19 protein-coding genes are annotated in these 17,695 nt (G+C 67.4%); 11 read left to right on the forward strand and 8 right to left on the reverse strand.

All coding sequences use genetic code 11. The annotated features are described in order from the left end of the window. The first annotated feature begins 375 nt into the window (after window positions 1-375). The 5 genes from H7I87_RS04445 (at window position 376) to H7I87_RS04465 (ending at window position 5,467) form a co-directional block, all read left to right on the forward strand. Window positions 376-2,028: a thiolase C-terminal domain-containing protein gene (locus tag H7I87_RS04445; RefSeq protein ID WP_011723836.1), complete on the forward strand. Its 1,653-nt coding sequence runs from the start codon at window positions 376-378 to the stop codon at window positions 2,026-2,028. Continuing rightward, window positions 2,025-3,059, forward strand: coding sequence for an alpha/beta hydrolase (locus H7I87_RS04450; RefSeq protein ID WP_009975034.1), 1,035 nt, complete (start codon window positions 2,025-2,027; stop codon window positions 3,057-3,059). Before H7I87_RS04445 ends, H7I87_RS04450 begins: the two co-directional genes overlap by 4 nt. Beyond that, a complete protein-coding gene (locus H7I87_RS04455) occupies window positions 3,059-3,874 on the forward strand; it encodes an NAD(P)-dependent oxidoreductase (protein ID WP_011723835.1) in 816 nt (271 codons plus the stop codon). The genes H7I87_RS04450 and H7I87_RS04455 overlap by 1 nt, the downstream gene beginning before the upstream one ends. A gap of 176 nt (window positions 3,875-4,050) precedes the next feature. Next, window positions 4,051-5,256 carry a cytochrome P450 gene (locus H7I87_RS04460; RefSeq protein ID WP_009975032.1) on the forward strand — a complete coding sequence of 402 codons (1,206 nt, stop codon included), beginning with the start codon at window positions 4,051-4,053 and terminating at the stop codon, window positions 5,254-5,256. A gap of 10 nt (window positions 5,257-5,266) precedes the next feature. Continuing rightward, complete coding sequence (locus H7I87_RS04465) at window positions 5,267-5,467, forward strand: ferredoxin (RefSeq protein WP_003873007.1); 201 nt, start codon at window positions 5,267-5,269, stop codon at window positions 5,465-5,467. A gap of 7 nt (window positions 5,468-5,474) precedes the next feature. Here the strand turns inward: H7I87_RS04465 and H7I87_RS04470 are convergent, their stop codons facing one another. The 8 genes from H7I87_RS04470 to H7I87_RS04505 form a co-directional block, all read right to left on the reverse strand. Beyond that, window positions 5,475-5,768, reverse strand: coding sequence for a DUF1330 domain-containing protein (locus tag H7I87_RS04470; RefSeq protein ID WP_009975031.1), 294 nt, complete (start codon window positions 5,766-5,768; stop codon window positions 5,475-5,477). Window positions 5,769-5,788: 20 nt separating this feature from the next. After that, entirely contained in the window at window positions 5,789-5,977 is a 189-nt protein-coding gene (locus H7I87_RS04475) for a ferredoxin (RefSeq protein ID WP_003873009.1), read from the reverse strand. Then, window positions 5,974-7,248 carry a cytochrome P450 gene (locus H7I87_RS04480; protein WP_003873010.1) on the reverse strand — a complete coding sequence of 425 codons (1,275 nt, stop codon included), beginning with the start codon at window positions 7,246-7,248 and terminating at the stop codon, window positions 5,974-5,976. Before H7I87_RS04480 ends, H7I87_RS04475 begins: the two co-directional genes overlap by 4 nt. 138 nt (window positions 7,249-7,386) lie before the next feature. Continuing rightward, window positions 7,387-7,914 carry a hypothetical protein gene (locus tag H7I87_RS04485; protein WP_003873011.1) on the reverse strand — a complete coding sequence of 176 codons (528 nt, stop codon included), beginning with the start codon at window positions 7,912-7,914 and terminating at the stop codon, window positions 7,387-7,389. Beyond that, window positions 7,911-8,525, reverse strand: a complete 615-nt coding sequence (locus H7I87_RS04490) for a TetR/AcrR family transcriptional regulator (protein WP_003873012.1) — start codon at window positions 8,523-8,525, stop codon at window positions 7,911-7,913. Before H7I87_RS04490 ends, H7I87_RS04485 begins: the two co-directional genes overlap by 4 nt. Window positions 8,526-8,630: 105 nt before the next feature. After that, the gene (locus H7I87_RS04495) at window positions 8,631-9,785 is read right to left on the reverse strand and encodes a thiolase family protein (protein ID WP_011723833.1); all 1,155 of its coding nucleotides are present in this window, start codon (window positions 9,783-9,785) and stop codon (window positions 8,631-8,633) included. A 108-nt stretch (window positions 9,786-9,893) separates the two neighbouring features. Beyond that, complete coding sequence (locus H7I87_RS04500; protein ID WP_003873014.1) at window positions 9,894-11,060, reverse strand: acyl-CoA dehydrogenase family protein; 1,167 nt, start codon at window positions 11,058-11,060, stop codon at window positions 9,894-9,896. 94 nt (window positions 11,061-11,154) lie between these two features. Then, window positions 11,155-12,453 (reverse strand): amidohydrolase family protein, encoded by a 1,299-nt coding sequence (locus H7I87_RS04505; RefSeq protein ID WP_003873015.1) that lies wholly within the window; start codon window positions 12,451-12,453, stop codon window positions 11,155-11,157. A gap of 320 nt (window positions 12,454-12,773) precedes the next feature. Between H7I87_RS04505 and H7I87_RS04510 the strand changes: the two genes are divergently transcribed. The 6 genes from H7I87_RS04510 to H7I87_RS04535 are packed head-to-tail and all read left to right on the forward strand — an operon-like array spanning window position 12,774 to window position 17,693. Next, a complete protein-coding gene (locus tag H7I87_RS04510) occupies window positions 12,774-13,307 on the forward strand; it encodes a carboxymuconolactone decarboxylase family protein (RefSeq protein WP_009975025.1) in 534 nt (177 codons plus the stop codon). 18 nt (window positions 13,308-13,325) lie between these two features. Beyond that, window positions 13,326-14,609: an aromatic ring-hydroxylating oxygenase subunit alpha gene (locus tag H7I87_RS04515; protein ID WP_009975024.1), complete on the forward strand. Its 1,284-nt coding sequence runs from the start codon at window positions 13,326-13,328 to the stop codon at window positions 14,607-14,609. Beyond that, window positions 14,587-14,916, forward strand: a complete 330-nt coding sequence (locus H7I87_RS04520; protein ID WP_003873018.1) for a hypothetical protein — start codon at window positions 14,587-14,589, stop codon at window positions 14,914-14,916. Before H7I87_RS04515 ends, H7I87_RS04520 begins: the two co-directional genes overlap by 23 nt. A gap of 2 nt (window positions 14,917-14,918) precedes the next feature. Beyond that, complete coding sequence (locus H7I87_RS04525; RefSeq protein WP_063966953.1) at window positions 14,919-16,148, forward strand: metal-dependent hydrolase family protein; 1,230 nt, start codon at window positions 14,919-14,921, stop codon at window positions 16,146-16,148. Next, the gene (locus H7I87_RS04530; RefSeq protein ID WP_003877248.1) at window positions 16,129-16,575 is read left to right on the forward strand and encodes a nuclear transport factor 2 family protein; all 447 of its coding nucleotides are present in this window, start codon (window positions 16,129-16,131) and stop codon (window positions 16,573-16,575) included. Before H7I87_RS04525 ends, H7I87_RS04530 begins: the two co-directional genes overlap by 20 nt. A 20-nt stretch (window positions 16,576-16,595) precedes the next feature. Then, entirely contained in the window at window positions 16,596-17,693 is a 1,098-nt protein-coding gene (locus H7I87_RS04535; protein ID WP_062894681.1) for an acyl-CoA dehydrogenase family protein, read from the forward strand. The last annotated feature ends 2 nt before the right edge of the window (window positions 17,694-17,695 follow it).

The following is a 17,695-nucleotide window of genomic DNA, read 5'->3' on the forward strand; positions in this document are numbered from 1 at the left end:
GGCGGTAGCGGCGACAGCGACGCCGGGAGTCAGCTCCGCGGAGTGCGATCGCAACATGTCGTGGAATCGGACGACGGGTGAGTGCAGGGTGCCACCGGCGCCGCCGGACTGGTACCAGCCCCCGCCGCCATACGCGCCGTCGTTTGCCGGGCAGGACGTGCCGCCCCCGCCACCGCGGCCCTGGTGGTCGCCCAACGAACCCATGTGGAGTGTGCGCTTTCACCAGTGGGGCACCTATGTCGCCGGCACCTGGGTGCCCTTTTGATCCGGCACCTCGGTGCCGTCTTGACGGTGTCATTCTGCGCGTCCGCAAGTAGTGATAACGTGATTCTCCGAATCGTATAACGGTCCTACCGTGCTACTCGCGGAGGTGACGTGTCAGCATCCGGACGCCCACTGCCCCTGGTCACCGAGGAGAACGAGTTCTTCTGGACGTCGGGCGCCGACGGAAAGCTGCGCCTGCAGGAATGCCGGAGCTGCGCATCGCTGATCCACCCGCCCGCGCCGGTGTGCCGGTACTGCCGGTCCCGCGACATCGGGGTGCGGGCCGTCTCGGGCAAGGCGACGCTGGCCGGATTCACCGTCAACCACCGCTTCAGCCTGCCGGGAATGCCGGCGCCGTACGTGATCGCGCAGGTGGCGATCGCGGAGGACCCACGGGTCCGGCTGACCACCAACATCGTGGAGTGCGATCCCGACCGGCTCGAGCTCGGCCAGGCCGTCGAGGTCGTCTTCGAACAGGCCGACGACGTGTGGTTCCCCCTGTTTCGGCCTAGCGCGGTTGGTGAGCCGGGCCCGCTGCCGGCCGACGAAATCGCCCCCGAGCGGTTCGGCGACCACGTCCGGCCTATGCTCACCACCGCGAAGTTCGAGGACAAGGTCGCCCTCACCGGGATCGGCATGTCGCCGATCGGGCGCCGGTTGATGCAGCTGCCGCTGGCGCTGACCGTGCAGGCCTGCGAGGCGGCCATCGCCGACGCCGGCCTGACGTACGCCGACATCGACGGCCTGTCCACCTATCCCGGCGCGATCAATGTCGCCGGGATGGGCGAGGGCGGCGTCACCGCCCTGGAGGCCGCGCTGGGCATCCGGCCGACGTGGCACAACGGCGCCATGGAGACGTTCGGGCCCGGCGGCTCGGTGATCGCCGCAATGCTTGCTGTCGCAGGCGGTTTGGCGCGCCACGTGTTGTGCTTCCGCACGCTGTGGGAGGCCACCCACACCGAGCTGATGAAGCAGGGCAAGATCACCCCGTCGATGGGCCGGATGCAAGGCTGGCAGATGCCGTTCGGCGCCACCTCGGCGGCGCACACCCTGGCGATGAACGCGCAGCGGCACTTTCACCGCTACGGCACCACCAAGGAGACGCTGGGCTGGATCGCGTTGAACCAGCGGGCCAACGCCGAGCTCAACCCGACCGCGATCTACCGCTCGCCGATGACCATGGAGGACTACCTGGGCGCGCGGCCCATCACCACGCCCTTCGGCCTCTACGACTGCGACGTGCCCTGCGACGGCGCGATCGCCGTCATCGTCTCGGCCGTCGACGCCGCCCGCGATCTGGCCAAGCCGCCGGTGCTGGTGGAGGCGGTGGGCACCCAGATCATCGAGCGAACCGATTGGGACCAAAGCACTCTCACCCACGAGCCGCAGGTGTTGGGCCAGGCGGCACACGTATGGACGCGCACATCGCTGCGCCCGTCGGACGTCGATGTGGCCGAGTTGTACGACGGGTTCTCGTTCAACTGCCTGTCCTGGATCGAGGCGCTGGGATTCTGCGGAATCGGTGAGGCGAAGGAGTTTTTGGACGGCGGCAAGAACATCGCCCGCGACGGCCAGCTACCGCTCAACACGCACGGCGGTCAGCTTTCGCACGGCCGCACCCACGGCATGGGTCTGCTGCACGAAGCCATCACCCAGCTGCGCGGCGAGGCCGGCGACCGCCAAGTCGCCGACGCCCGCGTCGGCGTCGTCAGCAGCGGCGGCCTGACCCCGAGCGGCGTGATCCTGCTGCGGGCCGACCGGTGAACGGCGCCGCGCCGCGTCCCCGACTCGTCATCGTGGACGGCGTGCCGATGTCGGCACTGGTGGCCGAGGCCGAGGATCCCAAGGCCGTGCTGGTGGCCATCCACGGCGGCGGCACCACCGCGGTCTATTTCGACTGCCCGGGCCACCCGTCGTTCTCGCTGCTGCGGGCCGGCGCCACAGCGGGATTCACCGTGGTGGCGCTCGACCGGCCGGGCTACGGCAGCTCGGCCCCCTATCCGGGGGCGATGACGCGGCCCGAGCAGCGCGTCGAGCTCGCCTACGGTGCGGTGGATCGCATCCTCGGGCAGCGGCCGCGCGGCGCCGGGCTGTTCTTGATGGGCCACTCCGGCGGTTGCGAGCTTGTGCTGCGGATGGCGGCCGACGAGCGGGGGGCGGACCTGCTCGGCATCGAGCTGGCCGGCACCGGTCGGCACTACCACCCCGCCGCCCGGGAGATCCTCAAGACCGCGACGCGCGAGCGTCGTCCCGCCGGACTGCGCGAACTGTTGTGGCACCCGGAAAACCTTTATCCGCCTGAGGTTCTCGGCGGTGCGACGGTCTCCCCGAGCGCCCCGTCCTACGAGGACCAGATGGTGTCGAACTGGGCCCGCCGGGATTTTCCGGCGCTCGCCCCGGCCGTGCGTGTCCCGGTGCACTTCAGCATCGCCGAACACGAAAAGGTCTGGCAGAACGACGCTTCGGCGATGGACGAGATCGCGGCGCTGTTCACCGGTGCGCCGGAATTCACCGTGCACCGGCAACCCGGCGCCGGGCACAACATCAGCCTCGGGTACACGGCGGCCGACTATCACGCGACGGTGTTGTCCTTCGCGAACGCCTGCGCGACCGCCGGCCCGGCGCCGAACGTGAAATTAGCTTCACGCTCGGCGTCGAACGTGAAATTAGCTTCACGCTCGGCGGCCGACGGGGAGCCGGCGGCCGACGGGGAGCCGGCGGAGGACGGGGAGCAGGCGGAGGACAGGGAGCAGGCGGCGCACGAAACGACGGCGGCGCAGGAGGAGGCGGGTTGATGCGCGTGGGATTCATCGGGTTGGGCAGCCAGGGCGGGCCGATGGCGCGCCGGATCGTCGAAGGCGGCTACCCCACCACGCTGTGGGCGCGCCGACCCGCGACGCTCGAGGTATTCGCCGACACCGACGCGAAGGTGGCCGGCTCTCCGGCCGAACTCGCCGCGGCCAGTGACCTGGTCTGCCTGTGCGTCATCGGCGACGCCGACATCGACGAACTCACCGACGGCGAGCATGGACTGCTGTCGGCGATGCAACCCGGCGGGGTCATCGCGGTGCACAGCACGGTGCACCCCGACACCTGCCGAAAACTTGCCAAACGGGCTGCGGCGCTCGGGGTTTCGGTCGTCGATGCGCCGGTCAGCGGCGGCGGTGGCGCGGCGGCCGAGGGCCGGCTGCTGGTGATGGCCGGCGGCGACGCCGACGTGGTCGAGCGCTGCCGTCCGGTGTTCGAAACCTACGCCGATCCGGTGGTTCACCTCGGTGAGCTGGGATCCGGGCAAACCACCAAGCTGCTCAACAACTTGCTGTTCACCGCGAACCTGGCCACCGCGGCCACCGCCCTGTCGCTGGCCGAGCAGCTCGGTGTCCGCCCCGAGCGGCTCACCGAAGTCGTCTCGCGCAGCAGCGGAAACAGCTTCGCGCTCAACGCGCTTGGCGGCATCGGCGGGCTGGATCAGCTGGCCGGCGTGGCCGGAGCGTTACTGCGCAAGGACGTCCGGCTGGTCGTCGACCTCGCCGAGCAGGCTGGGGCGGCCGGCGGCGCGGTGCTCGACGCGGCCGATGCGGCCCTGGCGCTGATGGGCCATCCCCGATGATTCCCCGGCTGGGCCCGACCAAGCGGTTGACCGGGTGGGGCCGATGATCGCGAACAGGGTTTGAAATACCAGCGTTTTGGTCTTTTCGGTTTGTCATGAAGGTATTACCGTTACCGTTACAGTCAGGGACTCCGCTGTAAAGGTTTCAGCCCGACCTCGCCGCTGAGGAGGATTCAGTGACCAAACCGAAGCTCGTCTTCGATCCGTACTCCGAGGACTACTTCAACAACCCGTACGAGATCTATCGGCGGATGCGCGAGGAAGCGCCCCTGTATTACGACGAAAAAGAGGATTTCTACGCGCTGACCCGCCACGTGGACGTCGCGGCCGCGTTCAAGGACTACGAGACGTACTCCTCGGCACGCGGCTGCGACCTGGCGATGGTGCGCCGCGGCATCTCGCCGGAACAGAAGTCCATCATCTTCATGGACCCGCCCGAGCACCGCCACATGCGCAGCCTGCTCAACAAGGCGTTCACCCCGCGGGCGATCCAGTCGCAGCGCGAGACCATCATCGAGGTGGTCGACAAGTATCTGAGCGCCGCCGACCCCGACAACTTCGACGTGGTGCAGGACTTCTCCGGGCCGTTTCCGGTGGAGGTCATCACCCGGATGGCGGGCGTGCCTGAGGAATACCGCCAGCAGGTCCGCCACTGGATCGACACCAGTCTGCACCACGAGCCGGGGCAGATCGAGGTCAGCGAGGCCGGCATGCAGGCCAACATCGACACGGCGATGTACTACTTCGGCCTGGTCCAGGAGCGCCGCCAGAACCCGCAGGACGACATGATCAGCCGGCTGATCGCCGCCGAAATCCCCGGCGAAAACGGCCAGATGCGCAAGCTCGACGACATCGAGATCACCGGCTTCGCGACCCTGCTGGGCGGCGCGGGCGCCGAGACCGTCACCAAGCTGCTCGGCAACGCGGCGGTGATCTTCGCCCGCCACCCCGACCAGTGGCAGAAGCTGCAAGACGATCGCGACAAGATCCCCGGGGCGGTCGAAGAGCTACTGCGCTACGAGGGCCCGGTGCAATACAACGTCCGGTACACGCTGAAGGAGGCACACGTCAGCGGGGGCGTGATCCCGGCGGGCAAGCCGGTGTTCCTGTGCGGTGCCGCGGCCAACCGCGACCCGGAGGCCTTCACCGACGCCGACACCTTCGACATCGAGCGGGACCAGACCGAGGCTCAGCACCTCGGCCTGGGATACGGCATCCACAGCTGCCTGGGTGCCGCGCTGGCCCGCCTGGAGAGCCGCATCGCGCTGGAGCGGCTGCTCGACTTCATGCCGCGCTACGAGGTCGACTGGGCGGGCTGCAGACGAGTGACCATGCAAAACGTGGCGGGCTGGAAGAACGTGCCCGTCAAGGTGCTTCGGTAAGGGGGTCACGGTGACGAAGAAGATCGAGGTCGATTGGGGGCTCTGCGAGAGCAACGGCGTCTGCATGGGCATCAACCCGGACATCTTCGAGCTCGGCGATGACGACATGCTGACCGTGCACCAGGAAGAAGTCACCCCGGAGAACGAACACGACGTGCGCGAGGCCGTCCGTCAATGCCCCCGGCAGGCGATCTCCATCGTCGGCGAGTAGCGCTCCGTTAGAAGCCGGCGAGGATGACCGCGTTGCAGTCGGCCGCCGCCTGGCGCAGCTTCGCGGCTTTCTGGTAGCCCTCGGATTCGTACCATGCCCGGGCCGCGTCCACCGATTCGAATTCCAGGACGACGGTCTGGTCGCCGTGCCAGGTGCCCTCGATGACGGTGGGCGCGGTGTCCACGGCAAGCACGGTGGCGCCGCTCATCGCCGATCCGGCGGCCTTCGCGTAGGCCTTCATGCCCTCCGGATCTTTGATGGCCTCGGTGAGGATGACATAGCCTTTTCGCCCGTCGGCCACTCGAATCTCCTTACTCGCGTTTACTTTTCGCTGATCGCCTGCTCGGGACAGCATTCGATGGCCTCTTGGGCGGCCGACTCCAATTCCGTTGGGACATCGGCATCTATCGCTTCGGCGTAGCCGTCGTCGGTCAGGCTGAACACCTCGGGACACAGCGTCAGGCACATCCCGTGGCCGCGACAGCGCTGGTCGTCTACCCAAACCCTCATGCCAGCGTGAACTCCAGGTGCAATTCGGTCAGGCCGCGCAGGATGTAGGTCGGAACATATTGGTAGCGGCGGTCATTCGCCGGGCCGTGGATGTTCTCGTTGATCCTGATGTCGGTGGTGCGGTCGAGCAGCCGTTCGATGGCCACCCGGGTCTCGGCGCGCGCCAGCGGCGCGCCCGGGCAGCTGTGGATGCCGCGGCCGAAGGAGATGTGCTGGCGGGCGTTCTTGCGGGCCGGGTCGAAGGTGGCGGGGTCGTCGAACCGGCGCGGGTCCCGGTTGGCCGCCGCCTGCACCACCATCACCGTGGTCCCGGCGGGCAGGTCGACGCCGCCGACGGTGACCGGCCTTCGGTTCAACCGGAAGTCGCCCTTGACCGGGCTCTCGTGGCGCAGCGACTCCTCGATGAAGTTGGGAATCAGGCTGCGGTCCTTGCGCAACTGCGCCTGGATGTCCGGGCGCTCGCCGAGCGTCTGCAGCGCCGCGCCCAACAGCCGCACGGTGGTTTCCTGGCCCGCCGAGAAGACGTTGCTGGCGACCCGGGCCACGTCTTCGACCTCCGGGATGGAGCCGTCCGGATAGGTCGCGGTGGCCAGGCCGGTCAGCACGTCCTCGCGCGGTTGCCGACGGCGGTCGCGGACGTAGTCGGAGAACAGGCCGTAGAGGAATTCCAGCGGGCTGTGCGCCAGCGTTTCCTCGCCGGTGCCGCCGACCCCGCCGCCCGAGTGCTGGCGGATGCCCTTGACGAACTTGTCCCGGTCCTCCTCCGGCACGCCGAGCAGATCGGCGATCACCAGCAGTGTGAACGGGCCGGCGAAGCCCTTGATGAACTCGCCGTGCCCCGGCGCCAGGAAGGTGTCCAGCGCCTGGTCGGCGAGCACCCACATGGCGTCCTCGTTCTCCTTGAGCCGCTTGGGGGTGATCAGCCGCATCAGCAGGGAGCGGTGGTTGGTGTGGGTGGGCGGGTCGAGGGTGGGCAGCTGGTCACTGAAGGGCAGCTCGTCGCGGTGCCGCTCGATCAGCTCCGTGACGTCGTCACCTTCCAGCGGCACCGGAAAGCCGGGAAACGGGCCGGTGACCGAGATGCACGAGGACCACGTCTCGGCGTCGTTGAGCACCGCGCAGGCCTCGTCCCAGCCGGTGATCATGGTGACGTTGTGGTGGCTTTCCTTGGTGACGGGGCACCGCTGGCGCAGCGCCTCGTAGTAGGGGTACGGGTTCTCGATGAGCTCGCTGCCGCGGAAGAAGTCCAACTCGGAGAATTCGTTCGTCATCTCCTGCTCCTTGAATCTCGGCTAGTGAGAACGTGCCTCTCGCGAATGAGCATTACATTTCCATACGCCAAGGTGGTCGTCAACGCGGCCCCCGGCGGGAACCGGCCGGCGCCGGTCACAGCCAGGCCCGGCGCCGGATCAGCTGGCGGGCACCAGGTCGGCGGCCACCGACGGCCAGGCCAGCAACCCGCTGCGGAAGGTCTCGACGCGATCGACGGCCACCTGCGGCGCCCCGTCGACGCCCGAGGCGGCCGCCAGGGCCTTGGCCTTGAACGTCTGCGCCGCCATGCTCAGCCGGTGCTGCACCAGGCCGACGCTGTCGTCGAGTTCGGACGGCCAGGTCTCGCCCCACAGCGTGACCTCGGTGACGCCGTGGTCGAGGGCCTGCAGCACGCCCTGACGCACCCGTGCGTCGCAGCCGAACAGGTCGGCGCCGGCCGCCAGCGCCTGCGGACGGGGACGCGCGTGCACCGACGCCAGCGCCTCTTCCAGGTCGAGTACCTGGGCGCCGACGATTTGCAGCGGCCGGGGGTCGGGTTCCTCGGCGAGGTCCATCAGCAGCACCGTGACGTCCCATCCGGCCATCGACCGGTCGAAGATCCAGCCGCCGGCGAATCGCACCACGTCGACGGCGGTGGCGGCGACGACGTCGAGCCGGTATCTCATGTCGTCTCGGCCCTCTTCGGAGGCGCGAAGTCCCGCGCCAGTGTCTCGGCGTACTGCTTGAACACCTCGGGCAGCGGTATCGAAGGATCGAGCAACCATGTCGTTTCCATTCCGTGGACGAAGGCGAGAATCTCAACGGCCTTGACGGCGGGGTCTATGTCGGCGCGGTAGCGGCCATCGGCCTGGCCGCGGCGGATCAGGTCGGCGACGATGTCGGTCGCGGCCCGGTGCCTGGCCAGCATGCGGTCGTGCAGCGGCGCCTCGGGCAGGATGTTCTCCACCAGTAGCACCGTGAAGGTGCCCACCAGTTCGGGCGCCCGGTAGAACCGGTCGGCGACCGCGGCGATCTGGTCGAACAGGTCGCCGGTCCGGTCGGCGTGGGTGTCGTCGTCGAGGTCGCGGGCGTCGAGCACGGCGTGCAGCAGCTGCTCCTTCGATTCGAAGTGATGCAGCAGGCCCGCCGGGGTGACGCCGGCCTCCCCGGCGATCTGGGCGAGGGTGGTGTTGCGCCAGCCGTTGCGGGTGAGCAGGCGCTGCGCGACGTCGAGAATCCGCTGCTTGCGGTCCTCGCCCTTGGCCAGCAGCGTGTCGTAGCGCCGTGCGACGGGCAAATGCAACTCCTCGGGCCGGGTGACGTGGGAAAACCAACCTAGTGAACACACAGTAGGTTAGTTTGGCGGCTGTGACAAGGGTCACCCATCGGTGTTTTTCCGCGGTCAGCTCACCAGCTCGACCAGGGTGGCGTTGGCGGTGCCCCCGCCCTCGCACATGGTCTGCAGCCCGTAACGAATTCCGTTGTCGCGCATGTGATGTGCCATGCGCGTCATCAGCACGGCCCCGGACGCGCCCAGCGGGTGCCCAAGCGCGATGGCGCCGCCCAGCGGATTCGTCCGGGCCGCATCGGCCCCGGTCTCGGCCAGCCAGGCCAGCGGCACCGGCGCGAACGCCTCGTTGACCTCGAACACGCCCACATCCGACAGCGCGACGCCGGCCTTCTTCAACACCTTCTCGGTCGCCGGGATCGGGCCGGTGAGCATCAGCACCGGGTCGGCGCCGGTGACCGCGCCGGCCACATACCGCACGATCGGCGTCAGTCCCAGCTCGACGGCCATCTCGGCGGTGGTCACCAGCAGCGCGGCCGCACCGTCGGAGATCTGCGAGGAATTCCCGGCATGGATCACACCGTCCTCGGCGAAGGCCGGTTTGAGCGCGGCCAGCTTCTCCACGCTGCTTCCCCGCCGCACGCCCTCGTCGGCGGCGACGACCTTGTTCTCGGCGTCCTCGACGAACACCGGGACGATCTGGTCGGTGAAGGCGCCGGCGTCCTGGGCGGCGGCCGCCCGCTCGTGCGAGCGGACTGAGTACTCGTCGAGCTGGGTGCGCGAGAACCCCCACTTCTTGGCGATCATCTCCGCCGACAGGCCCTGGTTGAAGGAGAAGTCGTCATAGCGGGCAAGCACTTTGGGGCCGTACGGCGTGCCGGTCGCCCGGGCCGCACCGAGCGGGACGCGGCTCATCACCTCCACCCCGCCGGCCACCACGACGTCCTGCTGACCCGACATCACCGCCTGCACGGCGAAGTCCAGCGCCTGCTGGCTGGAGCCGCAGGCCCGGTTGACGGTGGTCCCGGGAATGCTTTCCGGCCAGCCCGCGGCCAGCACCGCGTAGCGGCCGATGTTGCTGGACTGGTCGCCCACCTGGGAGACGCAGCCCCAGACCACGTCGTCGATGAGCTCGGGTCCGATGCCCGTGCGTTCGACGAGTTCGTTGAGCACGATCGCGGACAGGTCGGCGGCGTGCATGCCGGACAGCGCGCCGTTGCGTTTACCCACCGGGGTGCGCACGGCCTCGACGATGACTGTTTCACGCATAACTGTTACTCCGATTCCTCATGCCCGACCGTCCCATCATTGCCGAACGTGTACTGGTAGCGAAAAAATCGCCAAAAATCAGCCGTGAGTACACGTTCGACGCCGGGCCTAGTAGCTGCGCGGCAACTTCAGCACGTTGGCGCCCAGGAAATTCAAGATCATCTCCTGGCTCACCGGCGCGATCTTCATCAGCCGGGCCTCGCGGAAGTAGCGGGTGATGTGGTACTCCTCGGCGTACCCCATGCCGCCGTGCGTCTGCAACGCCCGGTCGGCCGCGGTGAAGCCGGCGTCGGCGCACAGGTATTTGGCCGTATTCGCCTCGCGTCCACAGGGTTTGCCGTTGTCGTAGAGCCAGGTGGCCTTGCGCAGCATCAGTTCGGCCGCATCGAGGCGGGCAAGCGAATCGGCGAGCGGGAACTGCAGGCCCTGGTTCATGCCGATGGGACGGCCGAAGACCTCACGCTCGTTGCCGTATTTCACCGCCTTGTCCAGCGCCACCCGGCCGATGCCCAGCGCCTCGGCCGCGATCAGCATCCGCTCCGGGTTCAGGCCGTCGAGGATGTACTGGAATCCCTTGCCCTCCTCGCCGATTCGGTCCTCGACCGGCACCTCGAGATTGTCGATGAACAACTCGTTGGAGCTGACGGCGTTGCGGCCCATCTTGCGGATCGGGCGGATGTCGACCCGGCTGCGGTCGAGGTCGGTGATGAACAGCGTCATCCCGTCTGTCTTCTTGGTGACCTCGTCGTAGGCCTGGGTGCGGGTCAGCAACAGGATCTTGTCGGACTCCATCGCTTTGGAGATCCACACCTTGCGGCCGTTGACGATGTAACGGTCCCCATCCCGCTTGGCGAACGTGGTGATGCGTGAAGTGTCAAGTCCGGCACCGGGTTCGGTGACGCCGAAGCAGACGTGCACCTGACCGGTGGCGACGGCGGGCAGGGTACGGGCCTTGAGTTCGTCGGAGCCGTGCACCACCACCGGTTGCATGCCGAAGATGGACAGGTGGATCGAGCTGGCCGCGTTCATGGCGCCGCCGGACTTGGCGACCTCCTCCAGCAGAATGGTGGCTTCGGTGATGCCGAGACCGTGACCGCCGTACTCGGTGGGAATGGTCATCCCCAACCAGCCGCCCTCAGCGATGGCGTTGTAGAACTCGGTCGGAAATTCGTGCGCCTGGTCCTTCTCCATCCAGTACTGGTCGTCGAATTTCCCGGCCAACTCCGCGACGGACCGGCGGATCAGCTCCTGGTCCTCGGTCAGCGCGAAATCCATGCCACGCCCCTTTCTCGAGCGCGAGCAGACACAAAAGCACCCGACACGCCGATGGATCGGGGGCTTTTGCGTCTGCTCGGCGACAGTACGGTGCTCAGTCCTTGTTGCCGGTGAGCGCTTTCGCGTTGGCCGCGAACTCCGCGAACGACGAGCCGCCCCGGCTGTCCTTGTCGTGGCCCTGCGCCTTGATGGACACGTCGTGCCCCTCGGCGGCCTTGCGCAGCGCACCGACGGTGGCCTGTTCCCGCGAAATGTGGGTGAACGGGTCGAACGAATACCACCGCATGGCGTTCTGGTAGGTCATCTTGTTGATCTCGTCGTCGGGAACGTTGTTGATGGACAACACATCCCACAGCTCCTCGGGGGCGCCGGGCCACATCGAGTCGCTGTGCGGGTAGTCGGCCTCCCAGCAGATGTTGTCGATGCCGATCTCGTTGCGCAGCGCCACGCCGACCTTGTCGCTGATGAAGCAGGTCAAAAAGTGCTCGCGGAAAACCTCGCTGGGCAGCTTGCCCTTGAAGTCCTGGTGCGTCCACGCGGAGTGCATCTCGAAGGTCCGGTCCGCGCGCTCCAGGAAGTAGGGAATCCAGCCCGTCCCGCCCTCGGAGAGCGCGATCTTGAGGTCCGGGAACTCCTTGATCGGCCGCGACCACAACAGGTCAGCGGCGGCCTGCACGATGTTCATCGGCTGCAGCGTGATCATCACGTCCATCGGCGCATCGGGCGCGGTGATGGCCAACCGCCCCGAGGAACCGATGTGCACGTTCATCACGGTGTTGGTGTCCACCAACGCTTTCCACAGCGGGTTCCAGTACTCGTCGTGGAAGCTGGGATATCCCATCGCGGCCGGGTTCTCGGTGAAGGTCAGCGCGTGCACGCCCTTCTTGGACACCCGGCGCACCTCTTTGGCGCACTCCTCGGCATCCCAGATCACCGGGATCGCCATCGGGATGAAGCGTGCCGGGTAGGCCCCACACCACTCGTCGATGTGCCAGTCGTTGTAGGCCTGCACCAGCGCGATCGAGAAGTCGTTGTCCTCGGTGGCGAACAGCCGCCCGGCGAAGCCGGGGAACGACGGGAAGCAGATCGAGGCCAGGATGCCGCCGGCGTTCATGTCCTTGACGCGCTCGTCGACGTTGTAGCAACCCGGCCGGATCTCGTCGAGCCCGGTCGGCTCGATGCCGTATTCCTCCTTCGGCCGGCCGGCGACCGCGTTGAGCGCCACGTTGGGGATGACGGTGTCGCGGAACTTCCACATGTCCGAGCCGTCCGGGTTGTGCACCAGCCGCGGCGCGTCGTCCAGATACTTCTTCGGCAGATGGTTCTTGAACATGTCGGGCGGCTCGACGGTGTGGTCGTCGACGCTGATCAGGATCATGTCCTCTTTGTTCATGGCCGTTGCCCTTCCGTTGGATCCGCCGGATCGATTACGGCCGCGGCGAATCGCTGTCCCGTGCCAAGATCACTAAAATGAAAACTATCTTCTCGCCAGGTGAGAATCAACATCCAGCGGTTGCCCCGGCCGCGCGCCGCCGCCTGACCAGGCCCTTGACCGCGAACCAAATTTCTGGCCCGCGACGGTCGACGCGCTGAGGCGCACGCCGAGCGGCGCGGGGCCGCCCCGCACGCCGGCATTGACCGAGCGCACGTTTCGTGCCAGTCTGTTAGTTGCAAATGAGAATCTGATTCTCTTCCACCGAGAGGACACTGCTAATGCGCTTGCAGCCGCTCCCCGCCGAGCAGTGGGACGAGGCGACCCGGCAGGCGCTCGCGGCGATGCGCGGAGCCGACACCAACAACGCGCTGTCCACGCTGGCCCACCACCCGGCGCTGGCCAAGGCGTTTCTTCGATTCAACGTCCACCTGCTGACGGCTTCCACGCTGCCGCCGCGGGTGCGCGAACTGGCCATCCTGCGGGTGGCCCATCGTCGGCAGTGCGCCTACGAGTGGTCCCATCACGTCGGCATGGCCAAGGACGAGGGAATCACGGACGAGCAGATCGCGGCGGTTCGCTGTTTTGCCGGCGACGGCGCCGGCCCATTCGACGCGTTCGACCACGCGGTGCTCGCCGGGGTCGACGAGCTCGACGAGAAATCGGAACTGTCCGACCGGACCTGGGCGGCGCTGGGCGAGCGCCTCGACGACCGGCAACGCATGGACTACGTCTTCACGGTGGGCTGCTACACCCTGCTGGCCATGGCCTTCAACACTTTTGGCATCCAGCTCGAACATGCCGAACAGCACTGAGAAAGAGGAGTAACAACGGTGCCTCACTTCCCCAAGCCAGCCGCAGGCAGCTGGACAGAGAACTACCCCGAACTCGGAACCGGCCCAGTCGATTACACCGACTCGATCGACCCGGCCTTCTTCGAAGCCGAACGCGAGGCGATCTTCAAGAAGACCTGGCTCAACGTCGGCCGCGTCAATCGACTGCCCCGCACCGGCAGCTACTTCACCCGGGAGCTCCCGTCGGCCGGCAAGGGCACCTCGGTGATCATCGTCAAGACCAAGGACGGGTCGGTCAAGGCGTACCACAACGTCTGCCGTCATCGCGGAAACAAGTTGGTGTGGAACGACTTTCCCAACGAGGAGACGTCCGGCACCTGCCGCCAGTTCACCTGCAAATACCACGCCTGGCGCTACAGCCTGGACGGCGACCTGACCTTCGTGCAACAGGAAGAGGAGTTCTTCGACCTCGACAAGAGCAACTACGGCCTGGCGCCGGTGCGTTGCGAGGTGTGGGAAGGCTTCATCTTCATCAACTTCGACGACAACGCGGCCCCGCTCACCGACTACCTCGGGCCGCTGGCCAAGAGCATCGAGGGCTACCCCTTCGGGGAGATGACCGAGACGTATTCCTATCGGGCCGAGGTGGGCAGCAACTGGAAGCTGTTCATCGACGCGTTCGTCGAGTTCTACCACGCGCCGATCCTGCACCAGGGGCAGTACACCAAGGAGGAAGCCGCCAAGATCCAGAAGTTCGGCTACGAGGCACTGCACTACGAGCTGGCCGGGCCGCACAGCCTGCAGTCGACCTGGGGTGGTCAGGCACCGCCCCCGGACATGTCCATGGTCAAGCCGATGGACCAGGTGTTGCGCAGCGGGTTGTTCGGTCCGTGGGACAAGCCGGAGATCATCGAAAAGCTGGACCTGCCACCGGGTGTCAACGTCAAGCGGGTGCCGCAGTGGGGCATCGACTCGTGGCTGTTCTACCCGAACTTCATGCTGCTGATCTGGGAGCCCGGCTGGTTTTTGACCTACCACTACTGGCCCACCGCGGTGGACCGGCACATCTTCGAGTCCACGCTGTATTTCGTGCCGCCGCGCAACGCGCGGGAACGCCTGGCCCAGGAGCTGGCCGCGGTGACGTTCAAGGAGTACGCGCTGCAGGACGCCAACACCCTGGAAGCGACCCAGACCATGATCGGCACCCGGGCCGTCAAGGAGTTCCTGCTGTGCGACCAGGAAGTCCTGATCCGTCACCTGCACAAGACGACCGGCGATTACGTGAAGGAGTACCAGAACAATGGCCACGTCGCTGCCCGCTGAATTCGCCGATTTAGAGCCGTATTTGGAGTGGGACCTCGCCACCGAGCCCGAGCGCTATGCCAAGCGGCTGGCCTCGAGCATGAGCGAGATGCAGGCGTTCTACGACGCGGCCTTTCCGCGCCTCAACGACGTGATCGCCTACTGTGACCAGTACCCGCTCGACGACCTACCCGAGGACGCGAAGACGCTCATGCACATGATGCAGTCGTTGGTCATGGTGTCGTTTCCGATCGAGGCGTGGAAGCAGCCCCGCGTCCCCGACAGCGGGGCCGCGTGGGTGGAGCTGATCAGGGAGCCGGTGATCTGACGTTGCAGACGATCAAGGCCGCCGGGCTGTTCGACGTCGACGCCGGCGAGATCGTTCGGCCCGGGATTCTGCGGGTCGACGGGGACCGGATCGTCGGAGTCGGGGACTCGGGCCCGACGGGCGCGGACGACAACGTGATCGACCTGGGCGAGGCGATCCTGTTGCCCGGGTTGATGGACATGGAGGTCAACCTGCTGATGGGTGGGCGCGGGGAGAAACCCGGTCTGTCTCAGGTGCAGGACGACCCGCCGACCCGGGTGCTGCGCGCGGTCGGCAATGCCCGGCGCACGCTGCGCGCCGGGTTCACCACGGTGCGCAACCTGGGCCTGTTCGTCAAGACCGGCGGATACCTGCTGGACGTGGCGCTGGCCAAGGCCATCGACGCGGGCTGGATCGACGGGCCGCGGGTGGTGCCGGCCGGGCACGCCATCACCCCGACGGGCGGCCACCTGGACCCGACGATGTTCGCCGCGTTCGCGCCGCACGCTCTGGAACTGACCTTCGAGGAAGGCATCGCCAACGGCATCGACGAGATCCGCAAGGCGGTGCGCTACCAGATCAAGCACGGCGCCGAGCTGATCAAGGTTTGCTGCTCGGGTGGCATCATGTCATTGACGGGACCGCCTGGCGCACAGCACTATTCGGACGAGGAGCTGCGCGCGATCGTCGATGAGGCGCATCGGCGCGGGATGCGCGTCGCCGCCCACACCCACGGCGCCGACGCGGTCAAGCACGCCGTCGCCGCCGGCATCGACTGCATCGAGCACGGTTTTCTGATCGACGACGAGGCGATCGCCAGCATGGTCGAGCACGGCACCTTCCTGGTGAGCACCCGTCGTCTGGCCGAGGGGATGGACGTCTCGCACGCCCCGCCCGAGCTGCAGGCCAAGGCCGCCCAGATGTTCCCGAAGTCGCGCACCTCGATCCTGGCCGCGCACCGGGCCGGGGTGAAGATCGCCGTCGGCACCGACGCGCCCGCAATCCCGCACGGCCGCAACGCCGATGAACTCGTCACGCTCGTCGAGTGGGGGCTGCCGCCGGTGGCGGTGCTGCGGGCCGCCACCGTCACCGCGGCCGAGTTGATCAACTCCAGCGACCGCGGCCGGCTGGCCGAGGGCTACCTCGCCGACGTCATCGCCGTTCCGGGAAATCCGTTGGAGGACATCACGGTAACCCAGCACGTCAGCTTCGTCATGAAAGGCGGCAAGGTCTATGTCCACAACCAGAACTGACGACCTGGTCGAGATCCAGCAGCTGCTCGCGCGCTACGCGGTCACCATCACCCAGGAAGACATCGACGGGCTGGTCGCCGTCTTCACGCCGGACGGAACCTACAGCGCCTTCGGCGAGACGTACAGCCTGAACCGATTCCCCGAATTGGTGGCGGCGGCCCCAAAGGGCTTGTTTCTCACCGGAACCGCGGTGGTCGACCTCGACGGCGACCAGGCGAGCGGCACCCAGCCGTTGTGCTTCATCGATCACGCCACGCACGACATGCGGATCGGCTACTACCGCGACACCTACGTGCGGACCCCCGACGGCTGGCGCCTCAAGACCCGCGCCATGACCTTCATCCGCCGCAGCGGTGTGCACGACTCCGGGCGCCCGCACGCCATCGGGCGTCCGGCCGGCGACTCCGCGGCCCAGGCAGCGACCTAAGGAGCCGACCCATCGACGGTGTGAATGTCGAGCAGTTCCGGGCCGACCTGCGCGCGTGGCTCGACGACAACGATCTGACCCCCGGGCCCGACCATTCCCTGCAGGGCCACATGAAGCAGTTCGCCCGGGTCAGCCGCGCGCTCTACGACGCCGACTGGATGCGGTACGGGTGGCCGGCCGAAGTCGGTGGCCTGGGCGGACCCGCGGTGCTGCGGGCGGTCGTCGGCGAGGAAGTGGTGGGCCGCCGGCTGGCCGAACCCGGACCCTACTCGATGCTCGAGGTGCTGGCCCCCACCATGATCGACTACGCCTCCGCCGAACTGGCCGCGGAGATGGTGCCGCGGCTGCTGCGCGGCGAAGAGCACTGGTGTCAAGGCTTTTCCGAGCCGGGGTCGGGCAGCGACCTGGCGTCGCTGACCACCCGCGCGACCCAGGACGGCGACCACTGGATCGTCAACGGGCAGAAGGTCTGGACCAGCTTCGCGCAGTTCTCCACCCGGTGCGTGCTGCTGACCCGCACCGCGCCCGGCTACGACGGGATCACCGCCTTCTTCGTCGACCTGGACACGCCGGGTATCACCATCCGGCCGCTGCGCACCATGCACGGCGTCGACGAATTCTGCGAGGTGTACTACGACGACGTGGCGATTCCGTCGAGCCGCATGCTCGGCCGGCCCGGCGACGGCTGGCGCCTGGCCATGGATCTGCTGCCGTATGAACGGTCCTCCTGCTTCTGGCAGCGCATCGCCTACCTCTACTCGCGTTTCGACGATCTGATCGCCGAGGTCTCGGCGGCCGGGGAGCCCGACGAATCCTCCCTGGGCGCGGCCTATTTGGCGCTGCACACGTTGCGCTGCCGGTCGCGCGCCACCCAGCACCGGATGCGCGACGGGGCCCGGCTGGGGCCCGACACCTCGATCGACAAGGTGCTGCTGGCCACCGCCGAGCAGCGGCTCTACGACACCGTGCGCGACCTGTTGCCGGGCACCCTGGAGCTCGAAAACACGCCGTGGCGCTCGGAATACCTGTACTCGCGCGCGGCCACCATCTACGGCGGTACCGCCGAGATCCAGCGCAACATCATCGCCCGCCGGCTGCTCGATCTCGGGAAGGAGTGAAC

The organism is Mycobacterium timonense (genome assembly GCF_025821985.1).
Taxonomy (GTDB): domain Bacteria; phylum Actinomycetota; class Actinomycetes; order Mycobacteriales; family Mycobacteriaceae; genus Mycobacterium; species Mycobacterium avium.